Below are 21,229 nucleotides of genomic sequence, written 5' to 3'. Positions count from 1 at the left end.
CTTCCCGTCACTAAATGTGCTCGTGCGAGCCGCGTGCGGCAGGCGTACTTCCTGCTGAAGGGTGAGGAATTGCCGCCCTTGGTGACGCTTAGCTACCTTTTTCGCTGGAACATCACGGTTCGGTCACGAAAAGATCTCGCCCCCGAAGAGGTCACCCGCGTCCCCCGGCGGGAGTGCCCGGACCACCCCCGAAGACGGAAAGGCGATAATGGCCAAGCACAGCGAGGAGACCGGTCAGACCCCGAAGCCGGCTCTCCGCGAATCCCTGCTGAACTCGTTCCGCCCCCGGCCCGGGAACAAGTTCCCCATCGGCAACAAGATCGCCGCGGCCGCGGTCGCGGTCGGTGCCTTCGCCGCGATCGGCCAGCCGCTGGCCGCGAACGCGACCGGAGGCGCCGAGGAGCACGCCGTGCGCCCGGTCGCCGAGCAGCAGGCCGCCCCGGTCCACCTGCCCGCGGCGCCCGCCGCGGGTGCGCAGGACGCCGCCAAGCAGCTCGACAAGAGCAAGGCGGTCGTAGCGGAGCAGGCCAACCAGGCCCCTGCGCCCGCGGCTCAACCCGCGGCCGCGGCCAAGCCGGCAGCCCCGGCCAAGCCCGCCGCGGCGAAGCCGGACTTCGTCAAGCCCGCCGAAGGCACCCTCAGCTCCGGATTCGGATCCCGCTGGGGCAGCTCGCACAAGGGCATCGACATCGCCAACAAGATCGGCACGCCGATCAAGAGCGTCGCCGACGGCAAGGTCATCAGCGCCGGTCCGGCCAGCGGCTTCGGCCAGTGGGTCCGGGTGCAGCACAACGACGGCACGATCACCGTCTACGGCCACATCAACACCATCGACGTGAAGACCGGGCAAAAGGTGAACGCAGGCGACAAGATCGCCACTCTTGGCAACAAGGGCAAGTCCACCGGCCCGCACCTGCACTTCGGTGTGCAGAAGGGTGGCACCAAGGTCGACCCGCAGCCCTGGCTGCAGCAGCACGGCATCTCGGTCAAGTGATGCCCGGTTCCGGGCCCGCCGGGCCCGGAACCCCGCAAGCCGGCCGTCCGAGGTCCGAGCTCCTTCCCCCGGCCGGGCCCCGGACGGTCCTTCCAACCGCCGAGGCGCGAACAGCCCCCGTCAGTCCTGCGCGGACTCGGCGGGGGTTCGTTCGCTCTCCATCCGCTCGCGCAGCCACACGAGCGTCCGGGACAGCAGCCGGGACACGTGCATCTGCGAGATGCCGACCTGCTCGGCGATCTGGGTCTGGGTCATCGAGCGGAAGAACCGCATCACCAGGATCCGGCGCTCCCGCTCGTCCAGCTCGGCCAGCAGCGGGCGGATCGTCTCCCGGTTCTCCACCTCGGCCAGCTCGGCGTCGTCCGAGCCGATCGCGTCCCCGAGCGGGATCTCGTCGGTGGCGGTGAGCAGCTCGTCCAGCGAAGCGCTGCGGTAGGCGTTGCCCGCCTCCAGTCCCCGGTAGACGTCGTCCCTGCTGATGCCCAGGTGCTCGGCCAGCTCGCTGGGCGTGGGGGCGCGGCCGAGTTCCTGGGACTGCCGCGCGATCGCCGAGGACACCGACAGGTGCAGCTCCTGCAGCCTGCGCGGCATCCGCACCGCCCAGCCGGTGTCCCGGAAGTGCCTGCGGACCTCACCCATGATCGTCGGAACCGCGTAGGACAGGAAGTCCACGCCGCGTTCGGGATCGAACCGGTCCACCGCGTTGATCAGACCGAGGGTGGCGACCTGGGTGAGGTCCTCCTGGGACTCGCCGCGGTGGCTGAACCGGCGCGCGATGTGCTCGGCCACCGGGAGATGTTCGGTGACCAGCCGGTCCCGCAGTTGTTCGTAGCGGGGGTCTTGCTTACTCACACCCGCGAGTTCGGCGAACAGCGGCGCCAGTTCGTCGTACCGTTGATGTCGCGAGTGCGCAGCGTGATCGGAATCCGCCTGCTTCACTCGTGAGTCCGTCCCTTGGTCAACTCAATGCGAACGACGTGGGCACCGTCGGTGTCCGCGTCCGGTTGCACCGAGGTTGACACAGTGTCGGTGAGTGCGCTCAGGACGCGCCAACTGAACGTGTCCTGCCGCGGTGCCTGAGCGGAATCACTGCGCACCGACGCGGAGACGGTCAATTCGTGGTCCTGGCCCGCGAACCGGCAGACCAGCGGCGCGGACCCGGCCGCGAGCCGCACCAGGGTCGAGCACGCCTCGTCCACGGCCAGCCGCAGGTCGGCGATCGAGTCCACGTCGAAGTCCGCTCGCATGGCCAGATCACCGGTCACCGCGCGCAACACCGACAGCTGGGACGCCTCGGCGGCGACCCGCACCTCCACCACGGAGGAGTCCGGGACCTGCGCGGTCCGTTCGCCGTGTCCGGACTCGGGTGCTGACACTGGCACACCTCTATTCGACCTCGGGGTCCTCGTTCGGGGACCGGTCTCCGGCACCCATGGCCGGGTGCCGGGTGGCTCCCGCCGCGCGTCGGGTTCTGACCTCATCGCCAGCCACCTCGTTCCGTGCCGCGCCGTTCCGGCACGCCAGGTGCCGGTCCGCTTGGTACCGGCGCGCCTCCCGGCGTGCCGTCCGGCCTGTGCCTCGGCGGCTGTGGTCCCGGCCGGGGCGCCCGGGCAGCGGGTGCGCCCGGCCGGCCCGCCGGGACGTCGCGCACTTCATCACTCACAGTCGCCAGGTACCCGCGCCATTGGCCAGACAAACGGGTGTTCCAGGCTCACGTGGGCGTCAGAACAGTGAGGTCCAGAAGCTCCAGAACGCTTGCAGCACCATTACCACGATCGCCAGGTACCAGACCACCAGCACGAGGCTGTGGAACCGGGACAACGCCGCGCCCGCGGACGCGCCCCCGCCCAGGTGGCCGCCGCGCAGCGCGTGCAGCGTCGTGTACCAGAACATCGGGATCACCACGGCCCACACCACCATGCAGTACGGGCACAGCGCGCCGATGTCGTACAGGCTCTGCACGATCAGCCAGTGCACGAACACCACGCCGAGCGTGGTGCCCAGCTGCAGGCCGATCCAGAACCACCGCGGCGCGGCGAACCCGGCCAGCAGCACGACCCCTGCGGTGATCATCACCGGGAACGCGAACAGGCCGATCAGCGGGTTCGGGAACCCGAACAGCGCGGCCTGGGTGCTGTCCATGACCGTGCCGCAGGACACGATCGGATTCATGCTGCACGACGGGATGTAGGACGGATTGCCCAGCTTGGTGATCTTCTCGACGGTCAGCGCGAACGAGGCCACCAGGCCGATCGCGCCGCCGATCAGGTACAGCCAGCCCAGCCCGGCCTGCCGCGTTGGTGGCTCCGCGGCGGCCGCGGCCGGGTGCGCCTGCTGCGTGGCGGTCATCGCGCCAACTCCTGGTCGATCCGGGCCCGCAGCTGCTGGGCGACATCAGCGGTGGACTTGCCGGAGCCCTCCCACTTCTGGCCGTTGATGAAGAACGACGGGGTGCCGGAGATGCCGGCCTTCTCCGCGTCGGCCTGGTCGGCAGCGATCCGGTCGCTGGCCGCCTTGGACTCCTTGTCCTGCTTGAACTTGTTCACGTCCAGCCCGATCTGCTGGGCGTACTGGGTGAACATCTGGTTGGCGCGGCCGGTGTCATCGCTGACCTGCTGGCCGTCCGGGGAGACCGCCCATGCGCGGTAGTTGTCGAAGATGGCGTGGTACATCTCCTTGTACTTGCCCTGCATCGCCGCGGCCTCGGCGGACTTGGCCGCTTCCATCGCCAGCGGGTGGGCGTTGGTCAGCGGGTACATCCGGTTCACGAAGTTGATGCGGCCCTTGTACTCCTGCTCGATGTTCTTGGTGACCCCGTTGTAGTACTGGAAGCAGGACGGGCACTGGAAGTCCAGGAACTCGGTCACGGTGACCTTGGCGTCGGGGGCTTCGGTGAGCTTGTGGCTGTCCGGCTTGCTCACCACCTGGCTCATGTCCTGACCCGGCGCGGGGGACTGGCCGCCTGCGGCGTTGTCCCCCTTGCCCGCGGTGAACAGCAGGACCCCGCCGATGATCACGACTGCGGCCACGACCACCACGATGCTCAGGATCGCGTTGGTCGATGGCCCGCTCTTCTTCAGCAACGGGTTGGTTGTCTTCGGCATCGCTTCGTGCACCTTCGCGGTCGGGCGCGGGGCTGGGCTTGCCCCGCATCTGCGGCAGGTCGATATCCAGTCTCACCCACTGACACGAAAGTGTGAGGAAGCGGGTGGTCGGGAAAGGCGCCCCTACCGGGTATACCGCATCCGTGAGCGAGCCCGATCCGACCGAACTGCTCGGCGCCGACCAGCTGCCGCTGCTGCGCTCCTGGTCGGGGACCTGGCTGGAGCCCGAGCTGGCCACCCTGACCGACAGCCGGTTCTCCGACCCGGACTGGCTCTACGAGCGCAAGCTCGACGGCGCCCGGGTGCTGGCCGGGCGCGACGGCGGCGATCCGGTGCTGTGGTCGCGCAACCACAAGCGGGTCGACGCCTCCTACCCGGAGCTGCTGGACGCGCTGGCCGGGCAGGGGGAGCGGTTCGTGGTGGACGGCGAGGTGGTGGCCTTCGACGGCGACCGCACCAGCTTCGCCAAGCTGCAGAACCGGATGCACCTGACCGACCCGCGGGCGGCCCGGCGGACCGGGGTGCGGGTGTTCTACTACCTGTTCGACCTGATCGCGGTCGGCGGCGTGGACCTGACCCGGCTGCCGCTGCGCACCCGCAAGCGGCTGTTGTCCGAGTGCTTCGGCTTCGACGACCCGCTGCGCTACAGCGAGCACCGCCGCGGCGACGGGGAGGAGTTCTTCCGGCAGGCGTGCGAACGCGGCTGGGAGGGGCTGATCGCCAAACGCGCGGACCGGCCCTACCGGGGCGGCCGTTCCCGGGACTGGCTGAAGTTCAAGTGCGTCTCCGGGCAGGAGTTCGTCATCGGCGGCTTCACCGAGCCGAAAGGCGCGCGCCACGGGTTCGGCGCGCTGCTGGTCGGCTATTTCCAAGGCGACGAGCTGCGCTACGCGGGCAAGGTCGGGACCGGATACGACGAGAAGACCTTGCGCGATCTGCGGGCTCGAATGGAAAGGCTGGAGAAGTCCGAATCACCGTTCGCCGATCGGATCGGGGAACGGGAGGTGCATTGGGTGGCGCCGGAAATGGTCGCGGAGATCGGTTTCTCCGAATGGACCGCGGACGGGCGGTTGCGGCACCCGAGGTTCACCGGGCTGCGCGAGGACAAGCCGGCGACGAGCGTCGTCCGGGAGGACTGATCGTCGCCGGCGCACCGCCGTTCCCACTCATCGCACGACGCTGACCGCCGCGTTCGCCGGCGGCCCGGCAGCGGGCTGAGGTTGGGACCATGCGGCCAGGAGAACGGTCGTCACGACCATCAGCACCGTTCCGACAACCGACACGAAAGTGCGGCTGCTGCTCTGCATGATTCGCGCCCCGCTTTTCTTGGGAGGAGGGAAATGGTTGCCACGCGGCGGGCCGGAACCGATCAATGCTTTGGCGGCCGACCGGTCTGCTCGTGCTCCGGGCGCGCCCGTCGGCCCGGCGAGCCGATGAGGGACCGGAAGTACTTCGGGGAACCGGACGAACCGCCGGGGACACTGCTGCGAACCCGACCGCCACCAGGACTGTCGTCCGCAGGCGACGATACGTTACGCGGTCGCAATCTTGGTTTTCGGGCTCCGATGCCACCGGTGTGGGTGAGCCCGGCCGAAAGCCCTGCCGCCGGTCGCGACCGAACGCGACGATTCGGTCATTGATCCCAGATTTCCTGCTCGTCGAGGTAGCGAAGCAGCGCCCGCCCGGTGTTGATCGCGTGCTCGTGCATCGCCCACCGCGCGGCTTCGGCGTCCCGGTTGCGCAAGGCGCGCAGGATCTCGCGGTGCTCGGATTCGGTCAGCTCGGTCAGTCCGGGCGTGGCCGCGCCGATCCGCTGCGGCACGTAGCGGGACGCCAGCCGCAGGAACCAGTCCAGCTTGGCGGACTCCGCGACGTCGTGGATCGCGGTGTGGAACCGCTGGTCGAGCTGCACCGCGTCGCCGATGCCGAAGCGGGTGGCGTGCTCCAGCTCCGCCTGCACCGCCTCCAGCGCGTCCAGCTGCGCGATGCTGATCCGCTCGGCGGTGCGGGCGGCCAGCTCGCCCGCCAGCCCGGCCCGCAACCGGTTGGCGTCGGCCACGTCCTGCCGATTCAGCGGCACGACGGTGAAGCCGCGGCGAGGTTCGAGCTCGACGAACCCTTCGCCGCGCAACGCCAGCAGCGCCTCCCGCACGGGGGTCACGCTGACCCCGATCTCCTCCGCGAGGCGCTCCAGGGGCAGGTGCTGGCCGCGGCGCAGCTTGCCCGTCATGATCCGGTCGCGGATCCGGACGGCCACTTCGTCGGACAGCTGCGGGCGGGGTGCTCTGTGGGGCGCTGGGGGCATTCGCTTTCTCGATCGTCGCCTGCGCCGACCGCCGCGTCGGCTGATTTCCTGGGGCCGGTTGCTCGGGGCCGGGTTCTGGCGGCCAGGCCGTTCACCGTGCATGACCGGTGGTCGTGTGGCACCGGTCACCGCGAACTTGATACCAGGTGGGCCCGACCGGACCGGCCGGTGCCGAACCCGGCCGCGGCAGCCGGCCCGCGGAGCCGGCGAAGCGGCGCGGACGTCGATCGTCGCGCGCGGGTATCGTCGCAGGGCGTGGCCGCAGATCCCGCCCGCCCGCTGCCCGATCCGGGGCACGTCGCGGCGATCACGCATTCGCTCGCCGCGGCCCGGCTCGGGGATGCCGAGCGGCTCGCCCGGCGGTTGATGGGGGCGATCTTCACCGACAACCCGGAGTGGACCGACTACCGCCCGGTCCCGCGGGAGGACCTCTACGACGGCTGCAAGCGCTACCTGGAGCGGGTGCTGCAGATTCTCAGCGGCGAGGTCGGCGGCCCGGACGGCGACGACGTCGCCGCCGCGATCGGGCGCCGCCGCGCCGAGCAGGGCGTGCCGCTGGAGGTCATGCTGCGCACCTTCCGGCTCGGCGGGCGCATCGTGTGGGAGGCGCTGGTCGAGCAGGCGCACGCCGACCGCGCCGACCCGGACGTGGTGCTGGGCGCGGCCACCTCGATGTGGACGGTGATCGACGGCTTGTCCTCGACGCTGTCGACCTCCTACCGCAACACCGAGCTGGAGCGGTTGCGCCGCGACGACCAGCGCAGGCACGCCCTGGTGGAGGACCTGCTCAGCGGCCGCGCGCGGGACACCGCGTTCGCGCAACGCACCGCGAAGGAACTCGACCTGCCGACCGGCGGCCGCTACCTGGTGGTGGTCGCCGAGATGCGCGCCGATGGCAGCTTCGCGCTGGCCGGGCAGAGCGAAGCGTTGGGCGGTGTGCACATCCGCTCGGTGTGGCAAGTGCGCGCGGACACACTCGTCGGGCTCGTCGCCCTGGAGCAGCGCGCTGAACCGGGTGCGCTGGAGGTGCTGCGCCCGCTGGCCCGCGGCCGGGTGGCGGCGTCACCGCCGGTGAAAGGCCTGGCCGAGGTGGGCCTGGCGCACCAGCTCGCGCTCACCGCGCTGGGCACCGCCTCTTACAACACGCCGCAGCTGGTGTCGCTGGAGCAGCGCTACCCGGAGGCGCTGCTGGTGCAGTCGCCCGACCTGGCGCAGCGGCTGCTGGATTCGCAGCTGGGGCCGGTGCTGGAGCTGCCGGTCAAGGAGCGCGACATGCTGCTGGAGACGCTGTCGGCGTGGCTGGAGGAGAACTGCTCGACGGCCAACGCCGCGGTGCGGCTGCACTGCCACCGCAACACGGTGCTCAACCGGCTGCACCGGATCGGCGCGCTGATCGACCGGCCGCTGCACGGGCGGGCGGCGTACGTGTCGCTGTCGCTGGCGTTGTCGGCACTACACCTGCGGGATGGGCTCCGCGACTGAGCCTCCGGGGCAACTTTTGGCGTTTTTCCGCTATCGGTGTTGACTTTCTGATTTCTCCGCCGTGAACCACCCTGATCGTCACCGTCGGTGCCGAATCGCGACCTTGCGTGATCAAACCGGGCCGAAATGTGCGCTGTGCACATCGGCCGGTGCCGAAGTCTGGGCGGTCGAGCATGGCGCGCGAGTGTCCGCGCTCACGAGACTCGCGGTGCAACATCCGGGATTCACCCAGCGGCGAAGCACCTGCATCGAGACGGGCTCCGCGCTGGTCCGTGCGGCTCGAAGGAGCACAGCGAAGTGCAGGAATACGACCTCCTTGTGGTGGGCGGCGGCCCCGGCGGGTACGTCGCCGCGATCCGGGCCGCGCAGCGCGGCCTGTCCGTGGCCGTGGTGGAGAAGGAGAAGCCCGGCGGGGTGTGCCTGAACTGGGGCTGCATCCCCACCAAGGCGATGCTGCGCTCCGCCGAGGTCTACGAGACCGTCCTGCACGCCGCCGAGTACGGCGTGCGCGCCGAGAACGTCGCGCTGGACTACGACACCGTCAGCCGCCGCAAGGACAGCGTGGTCAAGGGGCTGACCGACGGGGTCGCGGGCCTGCTCAAGGCCAACGGCGTCAGCGTGCTCATCGGGCACGCCCGGTTCACCGGCCCGACCACCGTGGACGTCTACGCCACCGGTGAGTCCGAGCTCGGCGCGAACGGACCCCGCTACGCCGCCGACCCGGTCGGCGATGCGCCCATCGACCAGGTCCGCGCGAAGGACGTGATCATCGCGACCGGTTCGGTCCCGGTGCAGCTGCCGCTGCCCGGCGCCGACCTGCCCGGCGTGATCACCTCGGACGGCGCGTTCGGCCTGACCGAGGTTCCCGGGCGGCTGCTGGTCATCGGCGGCAGCGCGGTCGGTGCGGAGTGGGCCAGCCTGTTCGGCTCGCTGGGCAGCGAGGTCAGCATCGTCGAGATGCAGTCCACGCTGGTCCCGGCCGAGGACGCCGAGGTCGGCAAGGCGCTGGGCCGCTCGTTCGGCAAGCGCGGCATCAACGTGCTCACCGGCGCCACCGTCTCGAAGATCGAACGTTCCGGGCGCGGCAAGAACTCCGCGCTGAAGGTCACCGTGGACGGCGCCAAGCCCCAGGAGATCGAAGCCGACGTCGTGCTGTTCGGCGTCGGCCGCAAGCCGAACACCGCCGCGCTGGACTTGGACCGCGCCGGTGTGGCGCTGGACCCGCGCGGGTTCGTGCAGGTCGACGACAAGCTGCGCACCAGCGTCGAGCACGTGCACGCGATCGGCGACGTCACCGGCAAGGCGCTGCTCGCGCACGTCGCCTCGCACCAGGGGATCGTGGCCGCCGAGACGATCGCGGGCCACGAGTCGCACATCGACTACGACGTCATCCCGGCCGCGACGTTCACCCACCCCGAGATCGCCAGCGTCGGGCTCACCGAGGCGCAGGCCGCTGAAGCGGGGCACGAGGTCGTCGCCGCGAAGTTCCCGTTCGCCGCGCTGGGCCGCGCGCAGACCTACGGCGACACCGAGGGCTTCATGAAGGTCGTCGCGGGCAAGCAGTACGGCGAGGTGCTGGGCGTGCACGTGTTCGGCCCGTCGGCCAGCGACCTGATCACCGAGGGCGCGCTGGCGATGACGCTGGAGGCGACGCTCGACGAGCTCGCCGAAACCGTCCACGCGCACCCGACGCTCGGCGAGGTCGGCATGGAGGCGGCGATGTCCGCCCTCGGTTTGCCGGTCCACACGGCTCCGCCGAAGAAGCGCTAAGGACGGCCCGAGTCCCGCACCGCGAGCGGCTTCCGCCGCTTACAACGCCCTAGTCCGGCTCCAGTCCCGCACGATTTTCGAAAGGGTTCCGTGATGGCGCAGACCGCGACCCGCAGCAAGCCCGCGACCCGCACCAAGTCCGGCCGCACGCCCGCACGCGCCGCCAAGAGCGGCCCGTTCGGCGGGGAGTCGCACGAGCTGCTGCGCGGCTACTTCCAGCAGATGACGCTGATCCGCCGCTTCGAGGAGCGCGCCGCGCAGGGCTACACCCAGGCCAAGATCGGCGGCTACTGCCACCTAAACCTGGGTGAGGAGGCCACCGTCGTCGGCCTGATGTCGGCGCTGCGCAAGACCGACCTGCTGTTCACCAACTACCGCGAGCACGGCTACGCGATCGCCAAGGGCATCGAGCCGGGCCGGGTGATGGCCGAGCTCTACGGCCGCAGCACCGGCACTTCCAAGGGCTGGGGCGGTTCGATGCACATGTTCGACTCCGACGCCGGGCTGCTCGGCGGCTACGGCATCGTCGGCGGGCAGATCCCGCTGGCCACGGGTGCCGCGATGGCCGTCGACTACCGCGGTGGCGACCAGGTCGTGATGTGCCAGATGGGCGATGGCACCACCAACATCGGCGCGTTCCACGAGGCGCTGAACATCGCCGCGCTGTGGAACCTCCCGGTGGTGTTCGTGGTGGTGAACAACCACATGGGCATGGGCACCACGGTGGACAAGGCTTCGGCGGAGTCGGACCTGTACAAGCGCGCCGCGGCTTACCGGATGCACGGCGAGCGGGTGGACGGCAACAACGTGCTCGAGGTCCGCGACGCGGCCACGAAGCTGGTCGAGCAGGCCCGCGAGTCCGGCACGCCCGCGCTGCTGGAGGCGGTCAGCGACCGGCTCAAGGGCCACTCGGTGGTGGACCCGGGCAAGTACCGCAGCGAGGACTCGGTGCAGCAGGCCCGCGCGAACGACCCGGTGGTGAACTTCCGGGCGAAGCTGATCGATGCAGGCGTGCTCGACGAGGACGCCGCCGCGGAGATCGAGAAGCAGGCGCAGGCCGACGCCGACGCCGCGGTCGCCTTCGCCGACGACAGCCCGCACCCCGAGGTGTCCACGCTGTTCGACTACACCTACGCCACCCCGGTGGCGAACGATTCCCGGCGCCTGCCCGCCGACCCGGTGTTCTGAGCCGCTCACCGCACACCCCGCCACCCGCTCCCGCGCGGCACTCGGCTCGATCGCCGGGTGCCGCCGAGGCGCGGATCCGAAGTCTCAGGAGTTAGTTCCCTTGGCCGTCATGACTTACCGCCAGGCGTTGCACGACACGCTGCGCGACGAGATGCACCGCGACGAAGACGTGTTCCTCATCGGTGAGGAGATCGGTGTCTTCGAGGGCTCTTACAAGATCACCGCCGGGCTGCTGGAAGAGTTCGGCGAGAAGCGGGTGCGCGACACCCCGATCGCCGAGGAGGGCTTCGTCGGCGCCGCGGTCGGTGCCGCGATGCTGGGGCTGCGCCCGGTCGTGGAGCTCATGACGATCAACTTCTCGCTGATCGCGCTGGACCAGATCGTCAACCACGCGGCCAAGATCTACGGCATGTTCGGCGGGCAGACCAGCGTGCCGATGGTGCTGCGCACGCCCGGTGGCGGCGGTCAGCAGCTGGGCGCGACGCACTCGCAGAACATCGAGTTGTACTACGCGTTCGTGCCGGGCTTGAAGGTCGTCGCCCCGAGCACGCCCGCGGACGCGAAGGCGCTGCTGCTGGCGTCGCTGCGGGACGACGATCCGGTGCTGTTCCTGGAGAACCTGGCGCTGTACAACACCAAGGGAGAGGTGCCGGACGACGTCGCGCCCGCGGAGATCGGCAAGGCCGCGGTGACCCGCGAGGGCTCGGACGTGACGATCATCGGCTACTCCCGGATGGCCGGGATCGCCGGGCAGGTGGCCGCGAAGCTGCACGACGAGGAAGGCATCGACGCCGAGGTCGTGGACCTGCGCAGCCTGCGCCCGCTGGACCGGGAGACCGTGGTGAACTCGGTGCGCAAGACCGGGTGCGCAGTGGTGGCCGAGGACGACTGGCTGACCTACGGCATCGGCGCGGAGATCGCCGCGTCCATTTCGGACGGTGCGTTCGACTACCTGGACGCGCCGGTGCGCCGGGTGGCGGCCGCCGAGGTGCCGCTGCCCTACGCCAAGCCGCTGGAGAAGGCCGCGTTGCCGTCGGCCGAGTCGTTGACCACCGCCGTCCGGGAAACCTTGGACGCCGTCGGCGCTCGCCGCTGAGACTTCCCGAGGAATTGCTGATGACTGAGATCCAGATGCCGCGCCTGTCCGACACGATGGAGGAAGGCGTGATCGCCGGCTGGCAGAAGAAGGTCGGCGATCAGATCAAGCGCGGCGAGGTCGTCGCCGAGATCGAGACCGACAAGGCGATCATGGAGCTGGAGGCCTACGACGACGGGGTGCTGGAGAAGGTGCTCGTCGGCGAGGGCACGACGGTTCCGATCGGCACGCCGATCGCGCTGGTCGGGGACGGGTCCGGGGCGGTCGCCGAGGCGGCTGAGCCTGCCGCGCCTGCCGGTGCGCCTGCGGATGCTTCGGCGGATGCGGCAGCGCCTGCCGTTGAGTCGGCGCCTGCCGAGGAACCTGCGCCTGCTGCTGCGCCGGAGCCCGTGAACGGCAGCGCGCCGTCGAAACCGAAGGCGTCGCCACTGGCGAAGGCGGTGGCCAAGGACCGCGGTGTGGACTTGGCCGGGGTCACCGGAACCGGTCCGGGCGGGCGCATCATCCGCGCCGACATCGACGCCGCGGCCGCCGAACCGGCTGCCGCTCGGTCCGCGGCCGAGCCCGCTCCGGCTCCGGCCGCGCCCGCCCAGCCCGCGACGGCCCCGGTTTCCGGCGCTGGCGAGGACGTCGAGGAGCTGCCGCTGAGCAACGTCCGCAAGGTCACCGCCAAGCGGCTCGCCGAGAGCAAGCAGCAGGCCCCGCACTTCTACCTGACCAGCGCGATCGACGTGACCGACCTGGTGGCGTTCCGCGGCAACCTCAACGAGCGCTTGCAGGCCGCGGGCGGTCCGAAGGTCAGCCTCAACGACCTGGTGGTCAAGGCGGTGGCGACCGCGCTGCGCGCGAACCCCTCGGTCAACGTCTCCTTCGGCGGCGACAAGCTGTTGCAGCACAAGCGGATTCACTTGGGCGTGGCGGTCGCGATCGACGACGGTCTGGTGGTGCCGGTCATCCGGGACACCGACCGCAAGAGCGTTTCGGAGATCGCCACCGAGGGCCGCGAGAAGGCCGGGCGCGCTCGCGAGGGCAAGCTGAAGCTCGACGAGATGTCCGGCGGCACGTTCACCATCTCGAACCTGGGCATGTTCGGCATCGAGCAGTTCTCCGCGGTGATCAACCCGCCGGAGGCGGCGATCCTCGCGGTCGGCGCCGCCAAGGAGGAGCTGCAACTGGTCGATGGGGAAGTGGTGGCCCGCAAGATCCTGCGAGTGACGCTCTCGGCGGACCACCGCGCCATCGACGGTGCCGTCGGCGCGGCCTTCCTGCAGCAACTGACGGCTCTGCTGGAGGACCCCCTCCGCATCATCGCCTGAGGCAGCAGCACTCGAACGGTCCGTTCACCCCGTGAATCCGGGGCGGGCGGACCGTCCGCCCGGTACGTGCTTCCCGGGATTCCTTTCGGTGGCGCCGGTGCGTGTCCCTCGTTGCTCGACGGCTTCTGCGAACCGTCGCCCCCGCGGAGTGAGCGGCGCGGTCGCGCGGGCCCGCGAGTGAACGCGCCGGTGCCGCCGTGGCGAGTACGCTCGGTCAAGATCGTCGGTGATCGAGGGATCGACTCGCGGCATGTCCGTTGGCCGTCGATCCGAAGGGCGAGGCGGGTGCGCCGTCGCCGGAACGGGGAGGAGTTCCGCATGAGTGCCGTTACCGTCGCGGGTCGTTATTTGAACAAGCTCGTCGCGCCGTGCGTGCGGAGGTTTTCGCGGTGGCCCTCGGAGGTCGGCGGCACGGGCATGGTGAACGTTTCCTACCGGGGGCGACGTTCGGGACGCGAGGTCGCACTGGTCGTCGCCGTCCGCCGCACCGAATCCGGCGCCACCATCGACGTGATGCTGCCGGACCAGAAGCGCTGGTGGCGCAATTTCCTGGGACAGCGCAGCCCGATCACTCTCGAAGCCGCGGGTGAACGGCGCACCGGTCAGGCCCTCGCGGTCCGTGACGAGGACGGCAAGGTGCAGGTGCACGTCGACTTCGACTGACCCGCGATCAGCGCGGTGTGGCCGGTGTCCTGCTACGAGCTGTGGGAGGAGTCGCCGGGCGAAGCACTGGAGAACTCCGTCCGGATGGTCGATCCGGACCGAGCCCCAGAGCGACCCCGACCGTCGGCTCGGACAAGCGCTCAGCCGGCTCGGCGACTGCGGATTCCGACCGCGTGCGGGGAATCGTCGAGATCGCCGGGATGCAACCCGAGGCTGAGGATGCGTTCCGGGTGCACCCGGATGATCGGCCCGAACCGGGCCTGGTCCTGCGCGTCGGCCGGCTCACCGATCGCCTCGGCGTGCCCCCGGATCTCCAGGAAGCGCACCCGCCACGGATCGACCGAGTACACGTCGTCCACCACGAACGCGGCCCGCCCGTTGTCGAGCACGTTGCGGTACTTGCGGCTGCGGCTCATGTCGTAGCCGCCGATGTCGATGCTCCCCAGCGCCCGGTTGACCCCGAACCCCACCGGATTCACCTGCAACGTCCCGTCCGGCTGGCTGGTGGACAACCGCCCGACCCACTGCCCCGTCAGATACTCGAGTTCCTCTTCGCTGAACACCCCGCGAAGCTAAGACTTGGACAAGACTCCAAGTCAAGCCGAGCGGCCGTCGCCGCTTCCGCGCACCTTTCCGGAGTGAAGGACCTCTTCGTCCGATCTAGCGGGGCGAAGGTCCCCATCCCTCGATCCCCGCTTCACCGTTGCGGGCCTTTCTCGGCCAGTGCACGGCGTTCGGATGCCCATTCGGTGTCGCGCCACTCGGTGGGTAGCTCGGATAGGCACGCGGTTGCGGACTCGTGTGCCGCGGCCGTTTCACCGAGAGCGTCCAGTACGAATGCGCGCTCGCCGAGGAAGAACGCGGGCACGTACCAATAGCCGCTCTCCGGCAGCTCGTCGGCTTGCGGAAGCCGCGCCACGAGCCGGTCCGCCTGCACCAGCAGCTGCGACGCCTGCCGCCTCTCACCTTGGCACGCAAGGATTTCGGCGCGCTGGAAGTGCAGGTACGTCCGGAGACCGGGGTAGATCCGCTCGTTCCGTGCGGCAGCAGTCGCCAGCGTTGCGGCCTGCCGCGAGTCACCGGAACGCTGGTGCGCGTAAGCCCGGAAGCTCAGAGCCGTCGCCAACCGCACTGGGTCATCGGCTTCCAGCGCGAGCAGCGCTGCCCGCTTCAGGTGATGCAGAGCTCCCGCGAAGTCGTCCTGTGGCAGGTGCAGCCAACCGAGGTACTGGTAGATCTCCGAAACCAGCCCGACGGCCGCACTCCGCACACCGCGCGCAGCGCCCGCCAGTCGCTCGAGCACGTCCCGCTGCCCTGCCACTGCCGGCAACACCGCCGCCGCCGAAGTCCGATCCTCCAGCCGTCGAGCGCCGGCCAGCGCGCCTTCCAACGCGATCAGTGCCGCACCGTCCGGGCGCATTCTTCCGTGCAGGGCAAGGGAAATCCGCTCGGAGTCCGTGCTGCTGAGCACTCCGGCGACGTCCGCGGCAGCCAGCGGACCGCCGGACGGGTGGTCGGTCACACCTCGAAGCGCCCGGACTTGATCACGGTGAGGAAGGTGGCCCACTGGTCGGCAGTGGCGGCGAAGTGACCTGCCGCGCGGTCCTTGGTGTCGCGGACGGCGGCGCCGCCGGAGATACGGCCGACCTCGACGCAGTTGCTCGCGCCGCCGCTACTGCGACTGCTCTTGCGCCATGCTGTCGGATGCTGGTCGCTGTTCATTTCGTCCATCCCGATCACTCGTGCTGCGGATCATGCGCAGATGTCGTAGCGGCCCATCTTGATCGCTGAGACGAAGCTGGACCACTGCTGCGAGCTGATGGTGAAGTAGCCCGCGGAACGGTTTTTCGTGTCGCGCACTCTGGCGCAACCGGCGACTCCGCTGACCTCAACGCAGTTGTTCCCGCCGCTGTAGCTCGACGTGCGCCAGTGTCCTGCTGAGTGTTGCGTCAGCATGACTTCTCCTTGCCTCCTAAAATTTCTGCGATGAGTTCAGCCGACTCGATCGCATTCATTGCTACTTCGCAGAGCATGTCGGCGGCGTTTCGGTAGCGGCCGACCGCTCTCACGTCGGTGATGGTCGTGGAGGTGTCGTAATGTTCGAGCTGCACCACTGGTCTGGTATCAGCGAACTCGATCAGTGCCCAGGAACCGCTCATGGCCGGACCGGCCGGGCGATCGATCGGGAGAACTCGAATGTCGATGTGGTCCCGTGCGCCCCACCGTTGCAGTTCGTGGAGCTGTCCGGCCATTACCTCGGCTGGGCACGGCGGATAGCGCAATGCTGCCTCGCCTATGATCGCGATGAGCTGCTTCGGGGAGCTGCCGGTAAGGACGTGCTGACGCCCGACTCGAAGCTGCGCGCGCTGGTCGGCTTCGCTGCGACCGGATGCTCCGAACTCGGCGATGATGTGTCGTGCGTAGTCATAGGTCTGCAGCAGTCCGGGAATCATCAGCGGTTCCACGTTGATGATTGTCGTAGCGGTTCGTTCGTAGTCGGTCAATGCCGCTAACTGTTTGTCCGTGCCGGGGGCAACCCAGTTCGGTTCGAGAGCGTCTCGTGCCAATTCGAGCATTCGCTCACGATCCGCGCCGTTGACTCCAAGGACGGCGAGTATCGTTGCCGTGTCAGTTTCGCTCGGCGTCAGCTTTCCGTTTTCCCAACGCGATACGTGCGAGCTGCTGCGATCGACCGACTCGGCGAGTTCCCGAGTGGTCATGCCGCTGCGTTGGCGTGCTTGTCGGAGCTCGGCGCCGAGAGCACGCGCTCGCGGTGTGTCTGCGCTGCTGACCATGCGCCACATCGTATGTCGTCACCGAGCTATCCAAGGTCGTCACTCGAAGGTGGATCTTGCTCAACGATCAGCATGCAGCAATCCTTGATGCATGCATCAAGTGAGGTTGCAGGGTGCGAACAGCATCTCGTTAGGACGTTGATCAGAGGTGGCACATGGATGAGCAAGCTCCTGTCTCCGCCGACTACCCAAGGCGCGTCCGCTACCGCGCGGGCCTGGTGGGGGAGAGGCAGCGCGTCGTGCACATCGCGATGCCGTTGGCGTGCGGGGATTTTCTGGCGTTGTGCGAGTTGCGGTTGCCTGCCGCGGAGGCCGAGGAGGTCTCCGACCTGCTGGGGATGCCGTGCATGGTGTGCACGCGGGTGTTGGCGCTGCGATCACAGGAACGGCCTGAGCGGGAATGGCCGCAGCTCGAAGCGGGGTGATCGCGTGGGTCAGCTCCGAGTGGTCCTCGACCTGGCACGCCGTGGCGCGCGATGCGATCGGCCCGGTGCTGGTCGGCATCTGCGGCCACCCGATTTCCGGGCGCGTGCACCGGTTGCTCGACCGGCCCGTGTCCGATGACGAGCAGCGCACGACGTGCGCGTCCTGCGTCGCGCTGATCGCCGAACTCTGATCCTCCCGGAATAGCCCCGAAACCCGGTCCGCCGCCGCAAGCCTCCCCTGCGGTGGGCCGCGCCCCGCCGGTCCCGCTCGTGCCTCCCCCGACCACGAGCGACCGGCGGGGCATCCAGCCGGCGTCCGAACTCCCTCCCCGGACGCCGACCGGCCGGGCGGTGCGAACACTTCCGCACCGCCCGGCCACCGCTGATTCGAGGCGGGCCGAAGATGTGTCCGAGATCTCACACCGGAGCCGTATTGCTCGTGCAACGAGGCCGTAACAAGGTGTAGTTAGCTCGCCTAAATAAAAGATTGCGGAGAGGTGGCCTCATGTGCGGCATCACGGGTTGGGTGTCCTTCCAGCGGGACATGACAGCTCAGGACCGGATTCTGCGAGAGATGACCGAGACCATGTCCTGCCGCGGACCGGATGATCAGGGCGTCTGGACCGCGCACCACGCCGCGCTGGGACACCGCAGGCTCGCGGTGATCGACCTGCCGGGCGGCACCCAGCCGATGCAGGTCGACACCCCGGACGGACCGGTCGCGATGGTCTACTCCGGCGAGGCCTACAACTACACCGAACTGCGCGCCGAGCTGCGCCAGCGCGGGCACCGGTTCGACACCGACTCGGACACCGAAGTCGTGCTGCGCGGCTACGTCGAGTGGGGCGAAGCGGTGGCCGACCGGCTCAACGGGATGTACGCGTTCGCGATCTGGGACTCCCGGACCGAAAAGCTCGTGATGATCCGCGACCGGATGGGCATCAAGCCGTTCTACTACTACGAGACCGACGACGGCGTGCTGTTCGGCTCCGAGCCGAAGGCGATCCTGGCCAACCCGCTGGCCGAGGCCGTGGTGGGCGCGGACGGGATGCGGGAGATCTTCGCCTCGGCCAAGACTCCCGGATTCGCCATCTGGCAAGGGATGCGCGAACTGCAGCCCGGGCACCTGGCCGTGGTCGACCGCAACGGGCTGCGCGAGCGGTGCTACTGGCGGCTGGAGGTCTCCGAGCACACCGACGACGAGCAGGCCACCGCCGCGCATGTGCGCGAACTGCTCGACGACATCATCGGCAGGCAACTGGTCGCCGACGTGCCGCGCTGCGCGTTGCTCTCCGGCGGGCTGGACTCCTCGGCGATGACCGCGCTGGCCGCCCAGCAGCTCGGCGTCAACGGCGAGACCGTGCGCAGCTTCGCGGTCGACTTCCCCGAGCAGGCCGAGAACTTCCAGGCCATCGAGGTGGCCCCCACGCAGGACACGCCGTACGTGCACGCGGTCGCCGAGCACGTCGCCAGCGACCACTCCGACATCATGCTCGACGGGGCGTCGCTGGCCGACCCGGCCGTGCGGCGGGCAGCGGTGGCCTCCCGGGATTTCCCCGTCGGCATGGGAGATCGGGACAACTCGCTGTACCTGCTGTTCCGGGCGATCCGGGAGCAGTCGACGGTGGCGCTGTCCGGCGAGTCGGCCGACGAGATCTTCGGCGGCTACCCCTGGTTCCACAACGACCGGCAGCGCTACGCCGACACGTTCCCGTGGCTGGTCGATTCGCCGATCTTCTCGATGGAGGTGCTCGACGAGCAGACCCGGCGCAAGCTCGACCTGCCCGCCTACATCGCCGACCACTACCGGTCCGCGCTGCGCGAGGCCCCGCTCAAGGACTCCGAAACCGGACTGGAAAAGCGCATGCGGCAGGTCTGCTACCTGCACCTGACCCGCATGGTTCAGACGCTGCTCGACCGCAAGGACCGGCTGAGCATGGCCGTCGGGCTGGAAGTGCGGGTGCCGTTCTGCGACCACCGCCTCGTGCAGTACGTGTTCAACACGCCGTGGTCGTTGAAGACCTTCGACGGGCGGGAGAAGAGCATCCTGCGGGCGGCCACCCGCGACGTGCTGCCCGCCTCGGTCGCCGACCGCAAGAAGAGCGGCTACCCGGGCAGCTTCGACCCGAACTACCTCGCGGCGATCCAGTCGCAGGCCCGCGAGCTGTTCTCGGCCAACCACGAAGTCCTGGAGTTCTTCGACCGCGACTCGCTCAAGACCGCCACCGAGACCACCGGTGATGCGGTCACGACCGCGCAGCGCAACGGAATCGAACGAGCCCTGGACATCGCGGCCTGGTACGACCTGCGCAAGCCGACGCTGAAGCTGGACTGACGGGCTGCTGCTCTCGCCGGTGATGGGCCCCGTCGCCTCGCAAGATCGGGCGAAGGGGCCCATCACTCGCATTACGACCCGGGTCGGAGCGGGAGGCGCCAGTGCCGCCCTGGCAGGCGCACCGAGTGCGCGCCGTCCGCGGCGATCGTCAGCTCGTACTGGTCCGGTGCGGGTTTTCCGGCGTCCTGCCACCACGAATACGCCGTGTCGGCTTCGTCCCAGAGCCGCCGCGGACCCAGCTGGTGCACCGTCCACGGATGTTCTCCGCGCACCATGGTGACCCGCGCCCAGGAATGCGAGCGGATGTCGTGCAGCTCGATCAGCCGGTGAGCGTCGTCGGTGTCCTCCACGGTGAGGTAGCAGTCCGGCACCCGGAGGCCGATGGTGAACGAAGCCGCGGAGAAATCCACCATCTCGAACAACTCCAGCGGTTCGCGTGCGGTGCTGCTGCGTTCGGCATCGTCGAGCTCGTCCGCCGCCGGGTCGAGGAATCCGCGGCGCTGCCCGCGCATCCGCATGAAAGCGAGGCGCTGCCCGAAACTCCCGGAAGCCGAACCGTCCGCGTGCACTTCCAGCGCGGTCAGCGCGTCTTCGCCGTAGTCGGTGCCCCACGGCGCAAGAATCCGCCCGCCCGGGCGGGATTGCTCGATCCACGTGCGCGCGATCGCGCGGACCGAGGCGGTTGCGAGCACGCGGTCGTACGGGGCACCGGGCGGGTATCCCGCCGCCCCATCGGCCGTGATCACCAGCGGTGCGTGGCCGGAGGCCGCCAGCGCGCGCCGGGCGTTGTCCGCGACGGCCGGGTCGATCTCGACCGAGACCACCTGCCCGGTTCCGCCGACCCGTTCGCAGAGCAAAGCCGCGTTCCAGCCGGTTCCGGTGCCGATTTCCAGCACTCGGTGCCCTGGACGCACGTCCAGTGCGTCCAGCATGTCCGCGACCAGCGACGGCTGGCTGCACGAACTGCTCGGGACGCGGGTGCGGTCGTGCGGCTGCCCGTCGTCGGGCTGCCCGTCGTCCAGTTGCGTGGTGATCGGCTGGTCGGCGGCCACCATCCCGTGCCACCGCGCGGGTTCGGAATCCCTGCTGATCCTGGTGAACTCGTCGGTCTCCGGCTCGTAGTCCCAGATCACCGCGGGGATGAAGGCGGCACGCGGCACCGCGAGCCGCTCGCACCAATCCGGCACCGCTGCCTACTTCTTCTCGCCGCCGGGGCGTTCGTGCTTGTTGCCGTCGTCGTCGCTTTGCCAGGTCTCCCACTTGTCCGGTTGCGGTTTTCCCTGCCCGTCCCGGTCGGAGTCTCGTTTGCCCATTCGTCGCCCCCTGGTTTTCGGTCCTTTCCTGGTTGTATCGGATCGAAACCGGGTAGGTTTATCCGCCGATCGGCGGTCTTTTCCGCAGGAAATTTGCTAGCGGAAAATGGATCGCGCAATTTCCGGAAAGTTGATTCGGCCGCCCGCGGTGGCGCGAGCGCGGCGAGGGGCTGCGCCCCGCGCACCCGAGTGCGCGACGATGGGCGCATGAACGACCGCGACGAGCAAGACGGACCCGGCTTCGAAGAAGGACCGAACACGGTGTGCTTCGGCTGCGCCGGGTTCCGCAAGCTGAGCGAGCCGCGGCTCTACCTGATCCAGGCGACCACCGACACCCAGACCGGCATGACGATGGGCGAGTGGCGGACCTGCCCGCACTGCAACGGCGCGGGCAAGTTGCCCGGTGTCCGGCCCCCGGTGTGACGGCTGCGTTCAGCTGAACG

Annotated in this window: 23 protein-coding genes; 12 read left to right on the top strand and 11 right to left on the bottom strand. The window is 69.3% G+C overall.

Going from position 1 to position 21,229, the window contains the following annotated elements; genetic code table 11:
* The first annotated feature begins 208 nt into the window (after nucleotides 1-208).
* Complete coding sequence (locus tag V1457_RS30465) at nucleotides 209-994, top strand: M23 family metallopeptidase (protein WP_338598760.1); 786 nt, start codon at nucleotides 209-211, stop codon at nucleotides 992-994.
* Between the two features lie 120 nt (nucleotides 995-1,114).
* On the opposite strand, the gene V1457_RS30460 is transcribed toward V1457_RS30465, so the two are convergent.
* The 4 genes from V1457_RS30460 to V1457_RS30445 form a co-directional block, all read right to left on the bottom strand.
* Entirely contained in the window at nucleotides 1,115-1,933 is an 819-nt protein-coding gene (locus tag V1457_RS30460) for an RNA polymerase sigma factor SigF (protein ID WP_200071876.1), read from the bottom strand.
* A complete protein-coding gene (locus V1457_RS30455) occupies nucleotides 1,930-2,370 on the bottom strand; it encodes an ATP-binding protein (RefSeq protein WP_295149923.1) in 441 nt (146 codons plus the stop codon). Before V1457_RS30455 ends, V1457_RS30460 begins: the two co-directional genes overlap by 4 nt.
* 346 nt (nucleotides 2,371-2,716) lie before the next feature.
* Nucleotides 2,717-3,343, bottom strand: a complete 627-nt coding sequence (locus tag V1457_RS30450; protein ID WP_338598755.1) for a vitamin K epoxide reductase family protein — start codon at nucleotides 3,341-3,343, stop codon at nucleotides 2,717-2,719.
* Nucleotides 3,340-4,098 (bottom strand): thioredoxin domain-containing protein, encoded by a 759-nt coding sequence (locus V1457_RS30445; protein WP_200071878.1) that lies wholly within the window; start codon nucleotides 4,096-4,098, stop codon nucleotides 3,340-3,342. The genes V1457_RS30450 and V1457_RS30445 overlap by 4 nt, the downstream gene beginning before the upstream one ends.
* A 194-nt stretch (nucleotides 4,099-4,292) precedes the next feature.
* Between V1457_RS30445 and ligD the strand changes: the two genes are divergently transcribed.
* Nucleotides 4,293-5,237 (top strand): non-homologous end-joining DNA ligase, encoded by a 945-nt coding sequence (ligD, locus tag V1457_RS30440; RefSeq protein WP_338605172.1) that lies wholly within the window; start codon nucleotides 4,293-4,295, stop codon nucleotides 5,235-5,237.
* Between the two features lie 494 nt (nucleotides 5,238-5,731).
* Here ligD and V1457_RS30435 read toward each other — a convergent pair whose 3' ends face one another.
* Entirely contained in the window at nucleotides 5,732-6,403 is a 672-nt protein-coding gene (locus V1457_RS30435; RefSeq protein ID WP_295141762.1) for a GntR family transcriptional regulator, read from the bottom strand.
* Nucleotides 6,404-6,658: 255 nt separating this feature from the next.
* On the opposite strand from V1457_RS30435, the gene V1457_RS30430 reads away from it, so the two are divergent.
* The 6 genes from V1457_RS30430 to V1457_RS30405 all read left to right on the top strand — a co-directional run bounded on the left by V1457_RS30430 (nucleotide 6,659) and on the right by V1457_RS30405 (nucleotide 13,918).
* Nucleotides 6,659-7,885: a helix-turn-helix domain-containing protein gene (locus tag V1457_RS30430; protein ID WP_307850187.1), complete on the top strand. Its 1,227-nt coding sequence runs from the start codon at nucleotides 6,659-6,661 to the stop codon at nucleotides 7,883-7,885.
* Nucleotides 7,886-8,182: 297 nt separating this feature from the next.
* A complete protein-coding gene (gene lpdA / locus V1457_RS30425; protein WP_200071880.1) occupies nucleotides 8,183-9,655 on the top strand; it encodes a dihydrolipoyl dehydrogenase in 1,473 nt (490 codons plus the stop codon).
* 93 nt (nucleotides 9,656-9,748) lie between these two features.
* Nucleotides 9,749-10,843 carry a pyruvate dehydrogenase (acetyl-transferring) E1 component subunit alpha gene (gene pdhA / locus V1457_RS30420; protein ID WP_200071881.1) on the top strand — a complete coding sequence of 365 codons (1,095 nt, stop codon included), beginning with the start codon at nucleotides 9,749-9,751 and terminating at the stop codon, nucleotides 10,841-10,843.
* Between the two features lie 109 nt (nucleotides 10,844-10,952).
* Nucleotides 10,953-11,939, top strand: coding sequence for an alpha-ketoacid dehydrogenase subunit beta (locus tag V1457_RS30415; protein WP_374220962.1), 987 nt, complete (start codon nucleotides 10,953-10,955; stop codon nucleotides 11,937-11,939).
* Nucleotides 11,940-11,959: 20 nt separating this feature from the next.
* A complete protein-coding gene (locus tag V1457_RS30410) occupies nucleotides 11,960-13,255 on the top strand; it encodes a dihydrolipoamide acetyltransferase family protein (RefSeq protein WP_338598744.1) in 1,296 nt (431 codons plus the stop codon).
* Nucleotides 13,256-13,573: 318 nt separating this feature from the next.
* On the top strand, nucleotides 13,574-13,918 hold the full coding sequence (locus tag V1457_RS30405; RefSeq protein WP_200071883.1) for a hypothetical protein: 345 nt from the start codon (nucleotides 13,574-13,576) through the stop codon (nucleotides 13,916-13,918).
* Between the two features lie 140 nt (nucleotides 13,919-14,058).
* Here V1457_RS30405 and V1457_RS30400 read toward each other — a convergent pair whose 3' ends face one another.
* The 5 genes from V1457_RS30400 to V1457_RS30380 form a co-directional block, all read right to left on the bottom strand.
* Nucleotides 14,059-14,481, bottom strand: a complete 423-nt coding sequence (locus V1457_RS30400) for a PPOX class F420-dependent oxidoreductase (RefSeq protein WP_200071884.1) — start codon at nucleotides 14,479-14,481, stop codon at nucleotides 14,059-14,061.
* 134 nt (nucleotides 14,482-14,615) lie between these two features.
* Entirely contained in the window at nucleotides 14,616-15,440 is an 825-nt protein-coding gene (locus V1457_RS30395; RefSeq protein ID WP_338598737.1) for an XRE family transcriptional regulator, read from the bottom strand.
* Nucleotides 15,437-15,649: a DUF397 domain-containing protein gene (locus V1457_RS30390; RefSeq protein WP_374220959.1), complete on the bottom strand. Its 213-nt coding sequence runs from the start codon at nucleotides 15,647-15,649 to the stop codon at nucleotides 15,437-15,439. The genes V1457_RS30395 and V1457_RS30390 overlap by 4 nt, the downstream gene beginning before the upstream one ends.
* Before the next feature lie 21 nt (nucleotides 15,650-15,670).
* Complete coding sequence (locus tag V1457_RS30385; protein ID WP_338598734.1) at nucleotides 15,671-15,874, bottom strand: DUF397 domain-containing protein; 204 nt, start codon at nucleotides 15,872-15,874, stop codon at nucleotides 15,671-15,673.
* Nucleotides 15,868-16,713: a helix-turn-helix transcriptional regulator gene (locus V1457_RS30380; RefSeq protein WP_200071887.1), complete on the bottom strand. Its 846-nt coding sequence runs from the start codon at nucleotides 16,711-16,713 to the stop codon at nucleotides 15,868-15,870. Before V1457_RS30380 ends, V1457_RS30385 begins: the two co-directional genes overlap by 7 nt.
* 155 nt (nucleotides 16,714-16,868) lie before the next feature.
* On the opposite strand from V1457_RS30380, the gene V1457_RS30375 reads away from it, so the two are divergent.
* The 3 genes from V1457_RS30375 to asnB all read left to right on the top strand — a co-directional run bounded on the left by V1457_RS30375 (nucleotide 16,869) and on the right by asnB (nucleotide 19,473).
* Nucleotides 16,869-17,138, top strand: coding sequence for a hypothetical protein (locus V1457_RS30375; RefSeq protein ID WP_200071888.1), 270 nt, complete (start codon nucleotides 16,869-16,871; stop codon nucleotides 17,136-17,138).
* Nucleotides 17,114-17,329, top strand: coding sequence for a hypothetical protein (locus tag V1457_RS30370; protein ID WP_200071889.1), 216 nt, complete (start codon nucleotides 17,114-17,116; stop codon nucleotides 17,327-17,329). The genes V1457_RS30375 and V1457_RS30370 overlap by 25 nt, the downstream gene beginning before the upstream one ends.
* Before the next feature lie 314 nt (nucleotides 17,330-17,643).
* A complete protein-coding gene (gene asnB, locus V1457_RS30365) occupies nucleotides 17,644-19,473 on the top strand; it encodes an asparagine synthase (glutamine-hydrolyzing) (protein ID WP_338598729.1) in 1,830 nt (609 codons plus the stop codon).
* Nucleotides 19,474-19,544: 71 nt separating this feature from the next.
* Here the strand turns inward: asnB and V1457_RS30360 are convergent, their stop codons facing one another.
* Nucleotides 19,545-20,660: a methyltransferase domain-containing protein gene (locus V1457_RS30360; RefSeq protein ID WP_338598726.1), complete on the bottom strand. Its 1,116-nt coding sequence runs from the start codon at nucleotides 20,658-20,660 to the stop codon at nucleotides 19,545-19,547.
* A 333-nt stretch (nucleotides 20,661-20,993) separates the two neighbouring features.
* Between V1457_RS30360 and V1457_RS30355 the strand changes: the two genes are divergently transcribed.
* The gene (locus tag V1457_RS30355) at nucleotides 20,994-21,209 is read left to right on the top strand and encodes a hypothetical protein (protein WP_200071892.1); all 216 of its coding nucleotides are present in this window, start codon (nucleotides 20,994-20,996) and stop codon (nucleotides 21,207-21,209) included.
* Nucleotides 21,210-21,229: the final 20 nt, after the last annotated feature.

It is taken from the genome of Saccharopolyspora sp. SCSIO 74807 (assembly GCF_037023755.1).
GTDB lineage: Bacteria > Actinomycetota > Actinomycetes > Mycobacteriales > Pseudonocardiaceae > Saccharopolyspora_C > Saccharopolyspora_C galaxeae.
The sequence above is the reverse complement of the archived record's forward strand: the minus strand, read 5'-3'. Positions and strand labels throughout refer to the sequence as shown.

Excerpts from the sequence above, each read along its gene's own strand:
- V1457_RS30465 (WP_338598760.1), top strand. The coding sequence starts at position 209 with ATGGCCAAGCACAGCGAGGAGACCGGTCAGACCCCGAAGCCGGCTCTC.
- V1457_RS30450 (WP_338598755.1), bottom strand. The coding sequence starts at position 3,343 with ATGACCGCCACGCAGCAGGCGCACCCGGCCGCGGCCGCCGCGGAGCCA.
- V1457_RS30445 (WP_200071878.1), bottom strand. The coding sequence starts at position 4,098 with ATGCCGAAGACAACCAACCCGTTGCTGAAGAAGAGCGGGCCATCGACC.
- V1457_RS30435 (WP_295141762.1), bottom strand. The coding sequence starts at position 6,403 with ATGCCCCCAGCGCCCCACAGAGCACCCCGCCCGCAGCTGTCCGACGAA.
- pdhA (WP_200071881.1), top strand. The coding sequence starts at position 9,749 with ATGGCGCAGACCGCGACCCGCAGCAAGCCCGCGACCCGCACCAAGTCC.
- V1457_RS30415 (WP_374220962.1), top strand. The coding sequence starts at position 10,953 with ATGACTTACCGCCAGGCGTTGCACGACACGCTGCGCGACGAGATGCAC.
- V1457_RS30410 (WP_338598744.1), top strand. The coding sequence starts at position 11,960 with ATGACTGAGATCCAGATGCCGCGCCTGTCCGACACGATGGAGGAAGGC.
- V1457_RS30405 (WP_200071883.1), top strand. The coding sequence starts at position 13,574 with ATGAGTGCCGTTACCGTCGCGGGTCGTTATTTGAACAAGCTCGTCGCG.
- V1457_RS30390 (WP_374220959.1), bottom strand. The coding sequence starts at position 15,649 with ATGGACGAAATGAACAGCGACCAGCATCCGACAGCATGGCGCAAGAGC.
- V1457_RS30385 (WP_338598734.1), bottom strand. The coding sequence starts at position 15,874 with ATGCTGACGCAACACTCAGCAGGACACTGGCGCACGTCGAGCTACAGC.
- V1457_RS30380 (WP_200071887.1), bottom strand. The coding sequence starts at position 16,713 with ATGGTCAGCAGCGCAGACACACCGCGAGCGCGTGCTCTCGGCGCCGAG.
- V1457_RS30375 (WP_200071888.1), top strand. The coding sequence starts at position 16,869 with ATGGATGAGCAAGCTCCTGTCTCCGCCGACTACCCAAGGCGCGTCCGC.
- V1457_RS30370 (WP_200071889.1), top strand. The coding sequence starts at position 17,114 with ATGGCCGCAGCTCGAAGCGGGGTGATCGCGTGGGTCAGCTCCGAGTGG.
- asnB (WP_338598729.1), top strand. The coding sequence starts at position 17,644 with ATGTGCGGCATCACGGGTTGGGTGTCCTTCCAGCGGGACATGACAGCT.
- V1457_RS30355 (WP_200071892.1), top strand. The coding sequence starts at position 20,994 with ATGAACGACCGCGACGAGCAAGACGGACCCGGCTTCGAAGAAGGACCG.